At 70.6% G+C, this 15,764-nt stretch carries 19 protein-coding genes; all 19 read right to left on the bottom strand.

All coding sequences use genetic code 11. From position 1 onward, the window contains the following. Positions 1-124: 124 nt before the first annotated feature. Positions 125-661, bottom strand: coding sequence for a hypothetical protein (locus ACFYMP_RS28475; protein ID WP_388862941.1), 537 nt, complete (start codon positions 659-661; stop codon positions 125-127). A 210-nt stretch (positions 662-871) separates the two neighbouring features. Beyond that, a complete protein-coding gene (locus ACFYMP_RS28480) occupies positions 872-1,459 on the bottom strand; it encodes a hypothetical protein (RefSeq protein WP_388862943.1) in 588 nt (195 codons plus the stop codon). Positions 1,460-2,338: 879 nt separating this feature from the next. Beyond that, a complete protein-coding gene (locus ACFYMP_RS28485; protein WP_388862945.1) occupies positions 2,339-2,599 on the bottom strand; it encodes a hypothetical protein in 261 nt (86 codons plus the stop codon). A gap of 43 nt (positions 2,600-2,642) precedes the next feature. Beyond that, the gene (locus ACFYMP_RS28490) at positions 2,643-2,882 is read right to left on the bottom strand and encodes a hypothetical protein (RefSeq protein WP_388862946.1); all 240 of its coding nucleotides are present in this window, start codon (positions 2,880-2,882) and stop codon (positions 2,643-2,645) included. A gap of 466 nt (positions 2,883-3,348) precedes the next feature. Continuing rightward, entirely contained in the window at positions 3,349-4,107 is a 759-nt protein-coding gene (locus tag ACFYMP_RS28495) for a hypothetical protein (protein ID WP_388862948.1), read from the bottom strand. 265 nt (positions 4,108-4,372) lie between these two features. Beyond that, entirely contained in the window at positions 4,373-4,816 is a 444-nt protein-coding gene (locus ACFYMP_RS28500) for a hypothetical protein (RefSeq protein WP_388862950.1), read from the bottom strand. A 190-nt stretch (positions 4,817-5,006) separates the two neighbouring features. Further along, positions 5,007-5,831, bottom strand: coding sequence for a hypothetical protein (locus tag ACFYMP_RS28505; protein ID WP_388862952.1), 825 nt, complete (start codon positions 5,829-5,831; stop codon positions 5,007-5,009). Between the two features lie 334 nt (positions 5,832-6,165). Further along, positions 6,166-7,332, bottom strand: coding sequence for a hypothetical protein (locus ACFYMP_RS28510; RefSeq protein ID WP_388862954.1), 1,167 nt, complete (start codon positions 7,330-7,332; stop codon positions 6,166-6,168). A 200-nt stretch (positions 7,333-7,532) separates the two neighbouring features. Further along, on the bottom strand, positions 7,533-7,724 hold the full coding sequence (locus ACFYMP_RS28515) for a hypothetical protein (protein WP_388862956.1): 192 nt from the start codon (positions 7,722-7,724) through the stop codon (positions 7,533-7,535). 149 nt (positions 7,725-7,873) lie between these two features. Then, the gene (locus tag ACFYMP_RS28520) at positions 7,874-8,287 is read right to left on the bottom strand and encodes a hypothetical protein (RefSeq protein ID WP_388862958.1); all 414 of its coding nucleotides are present in this window, start codon (positions 8,285-8,287) and stop codon (positions 7,874-7,876) included. Positions 8,288-8,299: 12 nt separating this feature from the next. Beyond that, on the bottom strand, positions 8,300-8,782 hold the full coding sequence (locus ACFYMP_RS28525) for a hypothetical protein (protein ID WP_388862960.1): 483 nt from the start codon (positions 8,780-8,782) through the stop codon (positions 8,300-8,302). A gap of 342 nt (positions 8,783-9,124) precedes the next feature. Then, on the bottom strand, positions 9,125-9,517 hold the full coding sequence (locus ACFYMP_RS28530) for a hypothetical protein (RefSeq protein WP_388862962.1): 393 nt from the start codon (positions 9,515-9,517) through the stop codon (positions 9,125-9,127). A 236-nt stretch (positions 9,518-9,753) separates the two neighbouring features. After that, on the bottom strand, positions 9,754-10,377 hold the full coding sequence (locus ACFYMP_RS28535) for a hypothetical protein (RefSeq protein WP_388862964.1): 624 nt from the start codon (positions 10,375-10,377) through the stop codon (positions 9,754-9,756). Positions 10,378-10,582: 205 nt separating this feature from the next. Next, positions 10,583-11,245 (bottom strand): hypothetical protein, encoded by a 663-nt coding sequence (locus ACFYMP_RS28540; RefSeq protein ID WP_388862966.1) that lies wholly within the window; start codon positions 11,243-11,245, stop codon positions 10,583-10,585. A gap of 109 nt (positions 11,246-11,354) precedes the next feature. Beyond that, positions 11,355-11,597: a hypothetical protein gene (locus tag ACFYMP_RS28545; protein WP_388862968.1), complete on the bottom strand. Its 243-nt coding sequence runs from the start codon at positions 11,595-11,597 to the stop codon at positions 11,355-11,357. Positions 11,598-12,122: 525 nt separating this feature from the next. Next, positions 12,123-12,938 carry a hypothetical protein gene (locus ACFYMP_RS28550; protein WP_388862970.1) on the bottom strand — a complete coding sequence of 272 codons (816 nt, stop codon included), beginning with the start codon at positions 12,936-12,938 and terminating at the stop codon, positions 12,123-12,125. 260 nt (positions 12,939-13,198) lie between these two features. Beyond that, positions 13,199-13,426 (bottom strand): hypothetical protein, encoded by a 228-nt coding sequence (locus tag ACFYMP_RS28555; RefSeq protein ID WP_388862972.1) that lies wholly within the window; start codon positions 13,424-13,426, stop codon positions 13,199-13,201. Between the two features lie 488 nt (positions 13,427-13,914). Then, positions 13,915-15,141, bottom strand: a complete 1,227-nt coding sequence (locus ACFYMP_RS28560; RefSeq protein ID WP_388862974.1) for a DNA cytosine methyltransferase — start codon at positions 15,139-15,141, stop codon at positions 13,915-13,917. Positions 15,142-15,375: 234 nt separating this feature from the next. Beyond that, complete coding sequence (locus ACFYMP_RS28565) at positions 15,376-15,555, bottom strand: hypothetical protein (protein ID WP_388862976.1); 180 nt, start codon at positions 15,553-15,555, stop codon at positions 15,376-15,378. Positions 15,556-15,764: the final 209 nt, after the last annotated feature.

Raw genomic sequence — 15,764 nt, forward strand, 5'->3', positions numbered from 1 at the left:
GGCGCGAAGCGTGAAGGTCATGACGACGTCCTCGAAGATTGTGCGGGCAACAGAGCACCGGAGCGGGGCGGGCGGGGCGCGGCGGCCAGGAGGGGGCTCCCCTCTCGCGAGGGGAGCCGGGTGATCACGTCGCGGTCCTGGCGTCTGCGGCCGGGAGGACCTCCCCCTTCACCCGGTCAGGGGCAAGGGCGGTCACGGAGGCGTAGGGTGCCCGGTCCCAGGGATAAGCTAGAACGTACGTGTCCTCGTGGAACAGCTCGGCGGCTTCGGCTTCGTCCACCGAGACCGTGGTGAACCCGCGGGCCTGCCGGTCGTAGCGCCAGGCGTAGGCGTCGTCCAGGTCGTAGCCGGGGACATCGGCGTGAACGGCGACGATCAGTGTGCTGCCGGTGTCGGCCAGGACGCGGTCGAAGGCGGCTGTGAACTCGGCCAGGTCGACCGTGGGATACAGGCCCGAGGGCCAACCGTCGAAGGCGTAGAGGGGAAGTTCGAGTTCCGGCCAGCCGGGGGCGGGGACACTCGCTCCGGTCGGGCGGACCGCGAGCGCAACGGGCTCCTCACCGGTGTGCAGGACGACGGTCAGAGACCCGGGTGCGAAGTTCCGCTCACACCGACTTGCGATCATGACCGCACGGTCGACGACAGTACGGGCGATGGACATGACAATTCCTCTCGATGCGGGCACGGGCAGGTGCTGGTGAGCGTGCGAGCCCAGTGAGTAATCGCCGCAACTGCTGCGCGGCGCCGGTGCCCGCCGCGTCCGGCCGGCAGCACTGCACACCGACGGCGGTGCGCCCCAAGAGTGAGAAGGGAGCGGGCCGCCGACGGTGCGCAGTGCTGTCAGGCGACGAGAGAAGACCGTCCTCGGTGGTCAGGCGCAGAGCGCCGGGGCGACGGGATGGAAGAACACGTCACCGACCAGCCGGGAGTGGAGGGTGACGATGCCGGTGGGCAGTTCCAGGTGGACGCTCACGGTGCGGGTACGGGCGGCCTGCCAGGCCAGTGAGCGCAGCCACAGGCCGGAGACCGCCTCGGTGTACGTGAACGCGCCGTCACGCACGCTCAGTAGGCGGCTGCGGCTGGTGTAGCAGTCGCCGGTGATCAGGCTCGTCTCGGTGGGAGTGAGCCGGTGGACCAGGGCGAACTGGCTGCCCGGCCGGTGCCGGGTGCGCCACCAGCCGGCGACCGTCCGGTCGGTCAGGGTCAGGCCGCCCGGCTGGCCCGGGACGATCCACCGGCCGTCGTGGCGCATCCACTCGACGCCCACGGGGCAGCTGACGCTGTCGCCGTCGCGGAAGGGCGGCAGCGTGGTCTGTGCCCGGCCGGTGCGGGCGAGGGTGAAGAAGTCGGCGGCTGCGGCGCGAGGACCGTCGTAGAGGGCCGGGTGAGCGGGCACGGCCGGAACGCTGCCCAGGGCGACGTTCGGGTTGGCGGCCATCGGGTGGGCGGGTGCGGGCATGGCAACTCCATTGCAGGGTGGCGGGAGAGTGCGAGAACGCGTCCGGCCCGGCGTTCCACCGGCCTGGGGCTCCACCACCCCCGACGGAGTGGGAACCGCGTTCTCGATGCCCGCACACTCACCCGGGAGCAACCAACCCCAGCAACCCCCGGCAACTCCCCGGGGACGGCGGAGAGCAGCAACCCGGCAGGGGGCAGGAACAACAACCCGCAGAGACCGTTGGAAGAGCGGTTGGAGGGGCGAACACCCGCGAGAAACGCGGCAACGGGGATGGCCCGCCCCCGTACGCGGGAACGGGCCATCCGGTAGTGATGCGGGTCAGACTCGCGACTTGGTCGCCGCGGGCTCGCTCTTGTTCTTGCAGACGCTCTTCCGGCTACCGGGCGGTAGCTGGCCGCCAGTTCGCTGGCTGCTCGGGATTTCTCCCGTCCGCTCAGAGGTCGGTCAGGTCCGCGTGTTGCATCTCTCGGGCCTGGTGCTCGAACGGCCAGTCGGTCTGGGGGTTTTGGAGCCGGGCAAGGACGGCTCCGGCGAATAGGTCGAGCATCTTCAGCTCGTCCGGGCCCGCCCCCATGAGTCGGGGACGGGCCGTCTGTGAGGTGAAGGGTGGGGCAAGCAGCGCGGGAGGGGTCAGAGGCGGCAGGTGGCCTGGACGTTTCAGCGGGTGCCGATCACGGTTCACTCAGGTGCGGTGGCCGGATGGGGGGCTCGTCTGGGTGGGATCTGCGGGGCGTAGGTCCGCGAGCAGGGGCGCGCCGCAGTCCGGTACGGGAGGGGCGTTCACCGCGGGCCCGATGTACGGGCGCGGTCAGCGGCAGCCTGGGCGCAGCACTGCGCGCGCCAGCACACGCACCGATGGCAGTCGAGGCAAGTCTGGGCCTAGTCGCAGCCGCACCGGCAGTGGAAGGGGCGGCAATAGGCGGCGTGTTCCGTCTTGGCGGTAGAGTGGACGGCGGCCAGGGAGCGGGTCAGCTCAGTGATGTCGCGGTCTTCTTCCACGAGGTTGGCGGCCAGGATTTTCCCGTCGTCGCGGAGCATCACGGCGCGCCGGTCGCAGGTCTGTCGGTGGACCGCGAAGGCGAACGTCTCGACCTGGGCGCTGATGAGCAGTGGGAAGGAATCCGAGTCGTCAAGGGTCATGTCGGGTTCGTTGTCGTGGTTGTCTCCGGTCGGGGGTCGGCGGTCATGGTGATGCAGGGGTGGGGAGGGCGGGCTCCCGGTCGTAGACGGCGCCGAGGGCGGCGGGCGGGTAAAGCCAGGTGCCGTGATCGGGGTAGGTGACGCGAGCGTTGAAGGCGGGGGTCCAGGTCGCTCCGCCGTCGTCGCTGCGCATGGTGGGGCCGAGGTAGGTTGCCGTGTGCCCGGAGGGATCGGTGACCGTGTCGCCCGGCTTGATCTCCTCTCCGGTGGCCGCGTGGCGCAAGCGGCGGATGGGCTCGTCGGACTGGTGAAGTTCTGCGCGGAGCGGCTGCGCGTCAAGGTGTAGGGCAGGGCGTCGGCGGCGGCACGTCGGCGCCGGTAGTCGGTCAGAGCGGTGCGGCCTTCGGCCGTGATGGCGATACGGTCACCGTCGCGCGTCAGCCAGCCTGCGGTGAACAGCTCAGGCCGGGGTGGAGCGAGGTAGCCGGTGTGCGGTCCGGAGCGGTCTTCGCAGTAGCGCGGGGCGCCGTACTGGGTCACCAGGGTCAGGGCTCCGCGGCCGGCTGCCGCGAGGTAGCGGGCGTCGCGGTCACAGACCGGGCGCGGGAACGGGTACGCGGGTGGTGTGGGGGGGGCGTCGGCAGCATCAAAGCTCTCAGGCGGGGCGAATTTGGGGGCGCGGCAGGTGCTATGCCCCTCCTGGGCCGCGTCCCGCCGCACTTGGCGGCGGTACGCGGCCCAGGCATCTGTCAGGCGAGGGAGGCGGCGGCCAGGACCAGCGAGTTCAGGGCGGCGAACAGGTGGGCGTCCCCGTGGCTGTATCCGGCCTTCAGACCGTGGGCGCGGGCGTTCGCCAGGTGTGCCATGCCGCGGATGCTGTCGTCGTCGTCCACGTCGCCGTACTTCGCCTCCCCGGCTCCGATCACGTCCGCCAAGAGGTCCGACAGATCGGCGGCGGCATGCAGCTCCCACCGTTCGGGCAGCTGCACGATGGTCCCGAACGTGTGCGGCACCCAGGTGGTGAGCTGGACGCGGGCGGTCTCGACCAGCGCGCTGTCGTCGACGGCGGGCCGGTGGCTGCCGAACGGGTCCAGCTCGATGCGTCCTTCGTAGTGGTCCCGGATGTGGGCGCGGGCGGCGATGAGCGAGTAGAGGGCTCCCAGGAGGTAGGCGTCGCCGCGGCCGCGTGCGGCGTACAGGCCGTCGGCGTGGGCGTGGAACAGGTGTGCCAGGCCCCACGGTTCGGCGTACACGCCGGTGTCCGCGCCGTAGAGCTGAACGTGTTTGGTGATTTTGCCGAGGAGCCGGGCGATGCTGTCGGCGGGCTTGGTCGTGAGCATCTCGGGGGCGGGTACGGTGAACCCCAGCTCGGCGGTCACCCAGGTGCGGAGCTGCACGCGGATAGCTTCGGCCAGTGCGCCCGTGTCCAGGACCGGCTTCGGGTGGGGGAAGGTGCTCAGGCCGGCGGCGGTCGCGTCGGAAGTGAAAGTGCTGATGGTGTGGTTCATCGCGTCGTCTTCCTGAGTGGGGTGTGGGTGGTGTCGCCTCCCCCCGTCGAGAGGAGGCGGAGGCCCGGCGGCAGCCGCACGGTGGTGTGGGGCGCTCTTCCGGGGCCGGGCCAACGCTCCCCCGGGCAGGAGCAAGCCGCGCAAGGCCGACTTGTCGTACGGAGGGGCGGGCGGCAGCCCCGCCCCCCAGGGCGGGTGCCGGGGCGGCGGGGCCGTCAGGGGGCCAGCTCGGCCAGGAGCAGTGCGGGGGTGGGGCAGGCCATTTTCACTCGGCCGCAGTGACGGCCGCGTTCGCGGCGGCCAGCTGCTGGGCCAGCGAGCGCACTTGGGTGAGCTGTTCGGGAGTGAGGTGGTACCTGCTGGTCTCCCTGCCGGCTGCCCGGCCGGTGGCGTCCGTCGAAGTGATGCTCACGGACTTGAGACCCGCCAGGCGCTCGCGCTCGATTGCCCTGGCCTTGTCCTTCTCCAACGCATCCCACAGGAACTGGGCGATCTCGGCGGTCTTGCCTACGTTCCAGCCGTCGGCGCGACGGACCTGATGACCCTCCGGGTCCGTGATGACGATGGCCCCGACATGCCCGCCCCACATGCCGGTGAGGAGGACGGTGTACCCGTTCTTCGTGACTGCCTCGACTCGTTCGAGGCCCTTGTGCTTCCTGGCAAGGCGGGCGATCTCTGAGCCGAATGCGCTGCGCTGGTCGGTGGCCATGCGATCCTCTTTCTCGTGTCGCTGGTGCTGCCCGGCAGGCAGCAGCTCGGGGTGGCAGCACGCTGACCCGGCAAGGGCCAAGCGCGGCAACCGGAGGAGCCCTGCGCCAGGGGGCTGGCGGGAAGCGGACACGGGAGTGCCCCGGTACCGCGAGCGCGAGACCGGGGCCGGGAGGGTGCGGGTTGAGCCGTCAGGCGGCGGGCGGGCTGAGGCGGACGAGGCCGCTGCGGACGAGGGGGTGCGTGCACGTCCCTCCACCGTCAAGGCGGGGGTGCGTGATGTGGGCGGTGTGCAGCCGACTCAAGGAGGTCCAGAACCGGTACAGGTGCGGCTTGTCCGGCAGTGAGCGCTGCGCCTGCGGCACGCGCGGGGTGCCGTTTCGCTCGGCGGCGGGGTTCGGGATCATCTCGGCCTCCAACTCGACCCATAGGCGCTGGTGTTCCAGGTCGACGCCGAACACCCGGTACTTCGCATAGACACCGCGCTCGTCGGGGTGGTCGTGTGCGTGGCCGATCGCGTCGGCGGCACTCTGGTCGTGGCCTTCGGCTTTGAACGGCCAGTCAGTGTGCGTGCAGTGAAGGGCGCAGGCGGGAGTGCCGGGCTGGTCGGCACTCGTAGGGCGCAGGTCGATGCCCTGACGGCCGCGGCAGCTGACCGGCGCGATGGCGCACTTGAAGCGCTCCCGCACGGTGCTGTCACCATCGCGCGTGGGGAGCTGAAGTCGGTAGAAGAGCGTGCAGGTCCCGCAGTCAGTGCCGGAAGCTTCGGCGAGGGGCTGTCGGCTGGCGGGGTGGACACCTTGGGCGAGTAGTGCCCGGACGTTCGCGTTCCCGGCAACGGCCGGGATCTGCGGGTAGCGGGGCTTCTTGCGAGCGCGGGTGCCGGCGGACGCTGTCGTGGCCGACCTCGCGGTGACGGTGGGGGCGAGCTGCGCGGGTACGGCGGCGGGCGTGGGGGACGGGGAAGCAGCGGACGCGACCGGGTACGGCGAGGCAGCGGGAGGGGCTATGGACATCCGGGGTTCTCTCCTTCAACGGAAGTGAGCAGGACAGGGGGTTGATGGTGGTGGGCAGACCATGGCGGCGGGATCTGGTGGTTGCCGCTCGCCTCGGCCCGGCATGCCGCACCATGACCCCTGGCGTACCAACACCCGCAACCCGCCGACCTGTGGTGGAAGTACAGCGGGCGGGGGTCGCGGACACGGGGCGGAAGACGGTCTTCGGGGGCGCAGATGCGCCGGGCCGGGCGCGTTGCACGCGGTCTCTCCCTCCTCGGCGCGGTGAACGGCGGGATTGAGGCGGCCCCGGCCCCGCGTTCGCGGGGCCGGGGCCGGGGGTGGACGGTGCGTGTCAGGGGCGCTCGGGGACGATCCGTACCGTGCGGCGGGGGTCGACGTCGCGGCCCTTGGGCCCGTTGACGTGCGCCTTGACGGGGACCAGGACCGGCTTGCACTCCCCGCCCGCCTCGATGATGGCGCGGTGTTGGTGCGGGTTCGGGCAGCGGTTCTGGTACTTCATCGACACCTCCCAGCGGAGCGTGTCGTCCCGCCAGTTCGGCTCCGGGATGTGCTCGGCGGCCAGGCCAGGAGAGGCGGCGTCCGTCAGCCGAGGCTGGGGGGGCGGGGTGGGGATGTGGGCGGGTTCGCGGACGATGCGGATACGCCGCTTGCGCGGGGACTGCTTACCGCGCTTGCCCTTGCGCCCGCGGGCAGACTTCTTCGTGCCGTGGCCCGGCCCAGCGTGCTGGAGGACCGTCAGGGTGTCCTCTACGGCATCGGCGTCGCAGGGCTCCTCGGCGTCACGTGCGATGGGGGCGCGCAGCTCCCAGAACGCCAGCACCAGTGCCAGGGCGGTGGCCGGATCAGGCGCGCCGAATGTGTCCGGGTTGCCGTAGCCGGCAAGGACCCCGTCGACGAGGGTGGAGACGCCGTTGGGGCAGTACGGGGAGAGAGGCAGCTTCGTGGACGCGGCCACCATCGGCGGCAGTCGGGTGGGGATCAACTGGGTGGCAGTGATCGTTTCGACGGTGAACGCGAGGTCATTGCCGGTGCCTTCCATGTGCCAGGCCAGGGCGTGGACCGGGTGTAGCTGGCCGAGCTGGATCGGGGTCGGGAAGTAGACCAGTCCGTCTCGGGCTGGCGCGGCATCCTCCAGGCTCCCTACGATCACGCTGGCCTGGTTCACCAGTGGGTGGCGGGCGATGCGGTCAGCCATGCTGTGAGGGGCGACCCACACGTCGCTGGTGCGGTAGGCGGCGGCGAAGTTGTCGCACATGTTGAAGCACAAGCCGATCGCGTGCGGGTCCTCGATGAGATCGCGGCCGGTCGCGGTGAGGTACATGGACGTCATCAGGTCAACGGCCCGGGGCAGGCCGCGTACGGGCTTGCCCCAGAAGTCGGCGAGTTGCGCACGCAGCCGCTCGGCGCGGTCAGCGAAGGGGGTGTAGTCCCTCACGGTACGGAGCGGGAGCGGGGCGGGTATCGAGGCGGGACGGGGCAGGGTGTGGGGCTGGAGCATGGTGGGTTCCTTCAGGGGGCGGTCAGCCCGAACTCGGGTGGGACCAGCGGTGGTTGATGACGGGAACCCTGGAGCTGGGCAGGTCAAGGCGCGCAACCCCAACCCCGGCTCCCACAACCCTGGCGGTCGCCGGACGCGCCGGTGGCCCGTCCCGGGAGGATGGGGACGGGCCACCAGTAGGCAGAGGCAGCAGTGAAGGGTCAGGCGGGTCCCGACTCGCCGCACCGGCTGGAGTCCACTTGCAGGGTGGACTCAACACACAGGCCCACGGTCTTGCTGTTGATCTCCTCGCCGTCGGTGAGATAGCGCTCCTCAGCGTCCAGCGCGGACAGGGCGGGCAGTCGGAAGGTGATCATCTCGGTGCGGGTCACGGTCACTTCGAAGGAATGCATCAGAGGAGCCTCGGAGGGAGCTGAAGGGACAGGAGGAGGCGGGGGCGCTCCACCGTGCGCCGGCGCTCAGGCAACCGCGAGGGGGTGCGCTGCCGGCGAGGAAGTCGCCGCGGCGAGCCCAGGCGGTGGACCGGCGGCGAGGATGGGCATCAGTTGATTGCGAACTTGAGCCACGGGGGCACGTAGAGCGGGCGCGGGACACCCTGAGCGGCTGACAGCCGCAACGCCTCCGTCAACTCCCCCAGCAGCTCCGCACCCGGGCGTGCGTGTTCGTCGTGGCCGCCCACGAGCGAAATGCCGGTGGGGTGCCGGTCGGTGTCGAACGGGGAGACGGTGAAGACCCGGAAGCGGATCGCGGTGTTCGCCCAGCCGCCGGGCTGCGCGGGACCGATGTCGGCCGTGCTGCCTAAGACGATCCGGTCGCCCCAGTGCAGTTCGGTACCGGCGGGCGGGTTCCATTCGGTGCTGTAGCGGGGCGGATCCTCGATCAAGCGGCGGTGCAGTCCCTCGTCATTGCGGGGGATGTGGAAGGCGTAGACGCGGGGAAAGTCGTGCAGTGGCACAGAGGGCTCCTGTCAGGCTGTTGCGGGTCGGACGGCCGGGCGGGGATAGGGCAGGAGGGGCTGCGAGGGGACAGCCGCGGTGATGGCCGTGGGGTCCAGACGTGCGGCGCCGCCGGCGAGCTGGCCGAGTGCGGTCAGGACTTCGTCGCGGGTGCGCAGGCCGGAGAAGAGCCACTCGGCGTCGATCGTGCTCAGGCCGAGTTCCGCACGTGCGACCTGGACGACGAGGCCGGAGACCTTGCCCGGCTGGTAGGCCAGGACGGTGTCCTCGTGTGGGGTCTTGCCGAGTCGAACGATGGTGTAGCCGGTGAGGTGAGCGGCGAATCCGGCGACGCACAGGGTGGTGCCGCAGTCGGGTCGGGTGCCGTTGGTGAGGCTGTCGCCCGGCGCGAGGACGTCGACGCCGTCGATGTAGAACTGCTGGTCGTGATGGTGGGGGCGTTCCACGATTTCGGAACGGATGCGGGCGGCGAGCGCGGCGTTCGGCACGGTCATGAAGGTGGACCTCCGGTTCGGAAGGGGTGGGGATGGGGCGGCTTGATGGAGTGGGGAATGGGCATCGCACCCCGGGCCGCTGTCCCGCGCACCATGCCTGGGGCCGGGGCAACGACCGCAACCCGGGCAGCGCGCCCATGCACGGGGGGGTGTGCCTGGGGCACCAAACGGATCCCAGGTCCAGCACGGATGCTTAGTCGGCGGCCGAGCTCCGACGCCAAGACCGACAGCAACGGCCGGCAAGGCCCGTAACCCTGCGGCGTGTCGGGACGCCGAGCATGAGGGCGGCCCCCTGGTCCCGCACGGTGGCGGGGCCAGGGGGCCGGGGAGGGCGCGTCGGGGTCAGGGGGTGAGTTCGCCGCGCTGGCGCATGACGTCGGTCAGGGCGGACAGCCGCAGTCCGTCGTCGTCGCTGTGGATCGAGAAGCGGCTCTCCTCCTCCCGCTCGGCGGGCGTGAGGGTCTCAGCGCGGGCGCGGGCCTCGGCGTAGATGACGTCCGGGGCGGTGCGGGAGACGGCGCCGGGTTCGCTGTGGGCGAGGCGGGCGTGCAGGAGGGTCAGGTGGCGGGTGGCCATCCGCAGCGCGGAGTCCGGGCCGGGAGCGTAGATGGTGATCTTGGTGGGGTTGTGCGGGTTGTCGGTGACCGGCTCCTGGGCTCCGCTGGTGGTGGGCGCGGCGGTGAGGGGCGCGTGCTGGGCGGTGAACTCGCGGACGGGCAGGGTGTATTTGAACATGAGTTGGCAGGCCCTTTCGGGGGCTTGGAGTTGAGGAGCGGCAGAGGTTGCCGCAGTGCGGGAACCGTGACGGCTGGCCTGGTTAGTCGGGCAGCCGGCGCTGCTGACGGCCGCCGTACACGGACCCGCCCCGGCCCTCTCTATGGCGGGACAGTGCGATGCGGTGCCGGGTGCGGGGACGTGGCAGGCCCCGGCACCACACGGGTGTCGGGGCCTGGGCAAGAGGAGGCGGAAGGTCAGACAGGGTCGGCGATCGGGTCGGGGTAGGGCCATACCGGCATGTCGCGGGCGCCCTCGCAGGTGAGGAGGTCGATGTGGTCGCCGTCCTCGAGCCGGCCGCCGGTCCAACCTTCTGGACAGGGGGTGCCTTGCCACCAGGCGCGCGCCATGTCGCTTGCGTTGGTCTGGGAGGGGGCGCGGACCAGGAACCGGTGGGTGTGGCCCTCGGCGGTCTGCATCCAGAATCGGTACACGCGGCGGGAGGCGGGAACACCTCGGTCTCCCCCGGCGGTGAACGCCGACTTGATGGCGTGACGGCAGTGGCCCGTGTGCAGGGCGGTGGAGTCGTCGCGTGTCCGCTGATGGATCAGGCGCAGGTCATCGAGGTCGTCCAGGGAGATAGTGCGGGGCCGGTCGCGGTCGGGTGCGGGACGCACCACGCCGGCACGGTTCTCCTTCACGTAGGGCGAGACCGTGACGGAACCTGCCTGCGGGTCGTACGCGGTGACCTTGTATCGGATTGTCAGCCCAGTACGCGGCTCCGCGGTCGCGGCCGTGCCGATTCCGAACGGGGTTGTGGCGGCGACTGGCTGGTCGGCCCAGGTACAGCCGGGGTACATGTCCGGTGGCGGGGTCAGCATGGGAACGGGGATCCCTTCCGTTGGGCGAGGCGCGGCCGGGCAGCCAGGCGCCTGGGGTTCCTGGTGTCACCGTGGTGGTGCGGCGGATAAGAGGCGCAAGCGTCTGGGGAGCGGCCAACCGCGGTTCGGGGCCGTGGCAGCGTGGAAACGGCGGCGGCCCCCGGCCCGTTCAGGAGACGGGGCCGGGGGCCGGGTGGGGGCAGGGTCAGGAGTTGGTGGGGCGTTCCTGCGATGCGGCGGCGTCGACGGCCTTCTTCCAGCCCTGCTGGACGGCGTGCGCCTGCCGGAAGTAGTCGGTCGTGCTGACGCGGCTCTTGGTGTCGTAGAAGCCACGGAGTCCGAAGTGCTCTGGCGGGCTCCAGACCGGAACGCGGTCGATGACGAGCATCGCGACGACGGTACCGGCAGGAACGGTGCGCCGCGTGCCGTCGAAGAAGATGCTGTGCGCGCCCTCCTGCTCGAAGAGGTGCTCGCCGAAGTTGAAATTGGGGAGCAGCAGATCTGCGTGATCGTCTCCGTAGAGGGCGCGTCGGCCGGTGTCTTCGGCCAGGAGCGTGTGCCAGGAGCGCAGTCCCTCGGCCGCCACGGCGGCGAACAGCTCGGGGGTGTCGATCAGCGGTGTCAGCGAGGGGGCGACGATGCCACCGTTCATGAACCGGATGGCACCGAGGGTTGCTTGGGCGGGGTTGGTGTACTGCCACCACATGGCGGCGATCGCCTCCACGTGGCGGATCATCTCGGACAGGCCACAGATCTTCCCGGCACGGCCCATCTGGTGGTCTCGGAGATAGGAGTTGAGGGGGCTGTTCCACATGTCCTGGTCGGTCTCGGAGGGGTTCGTGCGGTCGCGGTAGAGGAAGTAGCCCACGGGGCTGCCTTTCAGTCGGAACGAGGCGGGAGCGGTGCGGAGGAGCCGGGAGTGGCTTTGCACCCAGGACGTTGGTCGCAGTCGGTGTTAGTGCCGCAAGAGGGGGTCTTCAGGTGGTCGGGGACGGCTCTGTGCTGGCCGGTGTGCTGTGGCCCCGGCAGTCCGGGTCGCTGACGGTGTGCGCGTCCAGCCAGTTGGTGAGGGTCGTGCTCGTCGCGCCGGCGGCGCGCAGTAGGTCGACCAGGACGTCGATCTCGACGCATTGCAGAGCAGGTGCCGCCTCGTAGGCGGTGTCCTGGGAACTCCACACGGCGGCGAACTGGTCGGCGGCATCGTGCAGGTTGGTTGACATCGCAGACTCCGGCAGGTGAGCGGTGGCAGTGGAGGATTCGGGTCGCCCGGTGCGTGACGAAGAGGTGGGTGCACTCGGCCCGGCTTGCCGGTCGCGCTCGGCTTCGAAATGGGGCTTCGCGGAGGCGTCCCGGCCGAAGTCACCATCACTCGGCGGACGGTAAGCTCCGCAACTCTCCGTTGCAGCGGTAACGGGGACGGTGGGGCGGCGGCCACCTGCTCCAAGCATGGAGAACAGGGCCTTGGCCCTGGCCGAGAGCGGGAGCCGGTTACCTCCCGGGGCGCGAGCCGGGCTTTCGTGACCGAGTGCCTGACACGTACGAAGCCGCCCTCGGCTGGTTGCCGAGGGCGGCGTGGCGGGTCAGGGTGCTGGGATGCCTGTTGCGGATTTCGGGGCCCGCGCGCGGAGGTCACACCTGGCGATCACTGATGCGTTCGCTTGTCAGGCACTCCCATTCAGCCAACCGTCGCTTTCGCCCGGCCGGGAGCGGGTGACGGCGGCGGTGGGGTTCTCGATCCCGCTGTTCTACTGCGGGCCGTCGGAGACGGGCCGGGGGCGCTGCCCTCCGTCGAGCTGGTCAGCGTACTGAGCGAGGTGCTCGGCCGCGGCATGCATGCCCGGCCCGGCCTCGTAGTCGTAGGTGTTCGCACCGTGGAGCCCTGCCTTGGCGCGTAGTAGGTCGGCGAGTTCGCGGGCATGGTGCGCGAGCAGGTAACGGGCCGCTGCCGTGGCCTGCCGCTCGTCGGTGGGCCGGTCCTCCTCGAGCAGGGCGTCGGCGAGGACGGTGACCGCGATCGAGTTGGCGTTCTCGACGGGGAGCTGGGCGGCAACATGTGCGAGAAGGAGGGAAAAGTCCATCGGGTATGCCGCCTGATCAACGGGACCGTGGTCGCAGAAGCCGGTCTCGTAGTGGTCGATCGCAGCGCCGTCACAGTACTGTGCCCGGATCTCGGCAGCGTGCTGCTTGCGCTCGGCGAGCTCTGCCTGAGCCCTCAGCGCCCGGGCTACTTCGGGGAGCCGGCTCGTGAGTACAACAACCGGCACGGTGCCGGATGGCCCGTCCTCCTCACGCGTGTCGCCGACGAACGTGAGCCGGGTCCAGGCGTGCGTTGGCTCGGCCCTGAGCATGTTGCCGGACGTGTCGATGAACTCGTAGAAGGCGAGCTTGTCGAGGTGGTCGGCCAGGGCGCGGGCCTTGACGGCGGGCACGGTCACGGTCACCGTGTCTCCGCCCAGAGCCAGGTTCTCGGCCTCGCAGGATACGTACGGCCCGCGAGGGCGTGTGATGGCGCGAAGCAGCAGTTGGTGCCGCTGCGGGTCGGTGTAGCTGTACGGGTTCACTGAAGGTCTTCCTGTCTGGAGGCAGGGCGGTCAGGGCCGCGAGAGGCGGCCGCTCGGGCTGTTCGCACTGGGTGCGCGCGGTCTGGCTGCCCGAGCGTGGGGTGGGGCCGGGTTACCTGCGCAACCTCTGTTCTTGCCGAAGGTGGGCGGGGTTCGGCGATGGTTGCCGGGCGCGAGAGGCAAGGAAGCCGCCCCTGGCCGGCTGACCGGGGGCGGCGTGGGGTCTCCTGGTTGTGCCGCCCGCTGCGGAGGGCCTACCGCTAGTTGGTGGGACAGAGGAAGACGGCGGGCACGACGTCGTCGGGACGTGGGTCTTGGGTGGGGTAGTGCTCCCCGCTGTATTCCGTCTCCGCGTGGTACATCGCGATCTCAGCCTCGTCGAGCGGCGAGTAGCCGTTCCCTTCGGAGTCTTTGGCGATGATCACGGGGGTGTCGTCGGGTAGTGGCTCCAGCTCGGCGAGATAGGCGCGGAGTTGGCCAAGAGTCATCGGGACGTCCCTTCAGCAGTGGTCGCTGGGGCACGGCGGTTCGTGCAGCTCGTGCGGGGGCAGCGAGTCGGGCACGGGGGACGGCTGTCAGCGGTATGTGGGCGGTCGGTCGTGGCTGAGCCGGGCCCGCGCGGTGCACGGCGAGGGGAGTTCCTACGCGGAGCCTGCGGCTCTCGGCTGCTGGAGCCGGTCGGATGCGACACACGGGGGTGGGCTGGCGTGTTCCGGCTGCCTCACTGTGAGGGACGGCAGGGTTAGGCCCGCGACCACTACGGGTCTCGCGCCTTCCGCCGGGGTCGGGTAGGACTTCCAGCACTCGGATCACCCGAGTTCTGGCGACGGCACGACGGGTGCAGGGATCGGGGGCTTGGCCGGGACGTGCCGACGGTCGGGCCGGTCGGGCTGCTGCGCGCCGCCGGGTAGGAAGGAAGCACTGCCCCGGCCGGTGGCCGGGGCAGTGCGCAGTGCTCTGGTGGGGGCGGGTCAGGTCAGCGGGGAAGGACGGCCTGGACGCGCTGGGCCAGCCAGAACGCGACGTTGACCGGGACGGCGTTGCCGACCTGAAGACGCTGGTCCTTCTCCGTCCCGGCGAACTCGTGGTCGTCGGGGAAGCCCTGGCAGCGGGCCTTCTCGCGGATCGTCAGGGGCCGGTACTCGCACTCGTCGATGGTCAGGTCAGAGGTGGGGCGTACGAGGTAGTGGTGGCCTCCGCCTTGAGCGGACAGAGTGCCGATGGGCTCGTCCAGTGAGCTGGCTGAGCAGTGGTTGCGCAGGGTGACGATGAACGGCTTGCCCCGGTAGTTCTCCAGACCGGCGGCGACTCGGTCGCGTGTGGCCTGTTCGTAGGCGGTGCGGGTGGTGCGCTGCTTGCCCTTGAAGTAGCCGTCGCCGAACCGCTCTCCTGCCACGGTGGGATCGATGACGTCGCCGATGCCCCGGGTGATGGGTTCGACGCGGGCGCCGCAGCGGCGCTCGGGGCACACGTAGTGGTACTGGCGGTTGCGGCCGTACTCCCCTACCGGGAAGTCGGGGTTCTTCTTCCAGTGCTGTACGCCCTCGACGGGGCCGCAGGTGGGGCACATCGCGTCACAGGTCGGCCGCAGGTCGGGCAGTCCGTTCGCGGCGACGACGTCGTTGCGTAGGAAGCACCAGACCAGGCGGTCGCGGGATTGCGGCAGCGGGCGCATGCCGTCGACCTTGAGATGAGCGGCGTTGACCGAGGCGAGGGTGGGCGTGTAGCCGAGTGCGTCCCACACGTGCAGCCATGCCATGAAGAGCTGGGAGTTGCCGAAGGCGGGCACGTTCTCCCCGACGTAGGCCAGGGGGCGGTGGACCTCGGCGTAACGGATCGGCTCCCACATGGTGATGCGTGTCTGCGGCCAGTCCGGGCCCGGCTTGGGGCGGCCGTTCTCGTCGAGCTCGACCGGCGTCCGGGGGGCGGCCTTGCCGCTGTTCGGGGAAGCCTCGGTGCAGATCGGGGACGCGACCAGGACTTGCGCGGAGGGCACGCTGCGCATGTCGACGCTCTGCATGTCCGCTTCCTTGACGAACAGGCCTGGCCAGTTGACCCGGGCAGTCGTCACGGACGCGGGATGGTGGTTCGCGGCGTACAGAGACAGGAACCCGGCCAGGGTGAAGCCGCGCATGTCACCGCAGCCGCCGGTGAAGAAGTGGGTGGAGGTGTAGGAGGGGACGATGCCGAACTGAGCAGCCATCGCAGAGGCCCCTTTCCGGGCTCGGGGGCGCCGGGCGGGAAGGGGTGCCCGGCGATGTCCCGGACAGTGCGGCTCGGCCGGGCAAGTCCCACAACCCCGAGGTGCGCGGTCGCGGTGGCTCGGTTCTGCCTCAGTAGTGGGTGCGGGCAGCGCTCGGCCCTCGGCCCCGCGTGGGTGCGGGGCCGAGGGCCGGAAGGGGGGCCAGCCCCTCTTCGTGAGGGCAGGCGGCGCTTGTCAGGGCTGGCAGGCAGGGCAGTGTTCTTGGCTGTCGCGGTCGTGCTCGCCCTGATCGTGGTCGTCGGCGAGGTCTGCGCAGGCGACGCAGTAGGTGTCAGGGGTGTCTTCAGGGCGGGGTTTGAGCCGGCCACCGCAGTGCGGGTTGCGGCACAGGGAGGTGGAGGGGGTGGGCGGCATGTCGTGGCTCCGTTCGGTCGTAGCCGGGCCGGTGGCCCGGTGGGGAGACCATGCGGAGGGGGACGGTTAGCCCGGCCACCTGCGTGTTACGTCGTACGGTCGGGTGCTGCCGTTCAGCTCAGAGGCACTGCTGCGGCCCGAAGTAGCGGCGCGCGCAGTCTGCGCGGCGGAGGCTCGGCGCCCACCCCGGTTCGGCGGCCGCCAGGCAT

The organism is Streptomyces sp. NPDC007088, assembly GCF_042869355.1.
Classification (GTDB): Bacteria; Actinomycetota; Actinomycetes; order Streptomycetales; family Streptomycetaceae; genus Streptomyces.

Excerpts from the sequence above, each read along its gene's own strand:
- ACFYMP_RS28475 (WP_388862941.1), bottom strand. The coding sequence starts at position 661 with ATGTCCATCGCCCGTACTGTCGTCGACCGTGCGGTCATGATCGCAAGT.
- ACFYMP_RS28480 (WP_388862943.1), bottom strand. The coding sequence starts at position 1,459 with ATGCCCGCACCCGCCCACCCGATGGCCGCCAACCCGAACGTCGCCCTG.
- ACFYMP_RS28485 (WP_388862945.1), bottom strand. The coding sequence starts at position 2,599 with ATGACCCTTGACGACTCGGATTCCTTCCCACTGCTCATCAGCGCCCAG.
- ACFYMP_RS28495 (WP_388862948.1), bottom strand. The coding sequence starts at position 4,107 with ATGAACCACACCATCAGCACTTTCACTTCCGACGCGACCGCCGCCGGC.
- ACFYMP_RS28500 (WP_388862950.1), bottom strand. The coding sequence starts at position 4,816 with ATGGCCACCGACCAGCGCAGCGCATTCGGCTCAGAGATCGCCCGCCTT.
- ACFYMP_RS28505 (WP_388862952.1), bottom strand. The coding sequence starts at position 5,831 with ATGTCCATAGCCCCTCCCGCTGCCTCGCCGTACCCGGTCGCGTCCGCT.
- ACFYMP_RS28510 (WP_388862954.1), bottom strand. The coding sequence starts at position 7,332 with ATGCTCCAGCCCCACACCCTGCCCCGTCCCGCCTCGATACCCGCCCCG.
- ACFYMP_RS28515 (WP_388862956.1), bottom strand. The coding sequence starts at position 7,724 with ATGCATTCCTTCGAAGTGACCGTGACCCGCACCGAGATGATCACCTTC.
- ACFYMP_RS28525 (WP_388862960.1), bottom strand. The coding sequence starts at position 8,782 with ATGACCGTGCCGAACGCCGCGCTCGCCGCCCGCATCCGTTCCGAAATC.
- ACFYMP_RS28530 (WP_388862962.1), bottom strand. The coding sequence starts at position 9,517 with ATGTTCAAATACACCCTGCCCGTCCGCGAGTTCACCGCCCAGCACGCG.
- ACFYMP_RS28535 (WP_388862964.1), bottom strand. The coding sequence starts at position 10,377 with ATGCTGACCCCGCCACCGGACATGTACCCCGGCTGTACCTGGGCCGAC.
- ACFYMP_RS28545 (WP_388862968.1), bottom strand. The coding sequence starts at position 11,597 with ATGTCAACCAACCTGCACGATGCCGCCGACCAGTTCGCCGCCGTGTGG.
- ACFYMP_RS28555 (WP_388862972.1), bottom strand. The coding sequence starts at position 13,426 with ATGACTCTTGGCCAACTCCGCGCCTATCTCGCCGAGCTGGAGCCACTA.
- ACFYMP_RS28560 (WP_388862974.1), bottom strand. The coding sequence starts at position 15,141 with ATGGCTGCTCAGTTCGGCATCGTCCCCTCCTACACCTCCACCCACTTC.
- ACFYMP_RS28565 (WP_388862976.1), bottom strand. The coding sequence starts at position 15,555 with ATGCCGCCCACCCCCTCCACCTCCCTGTGCCGCAACCCGCACTGCGGT.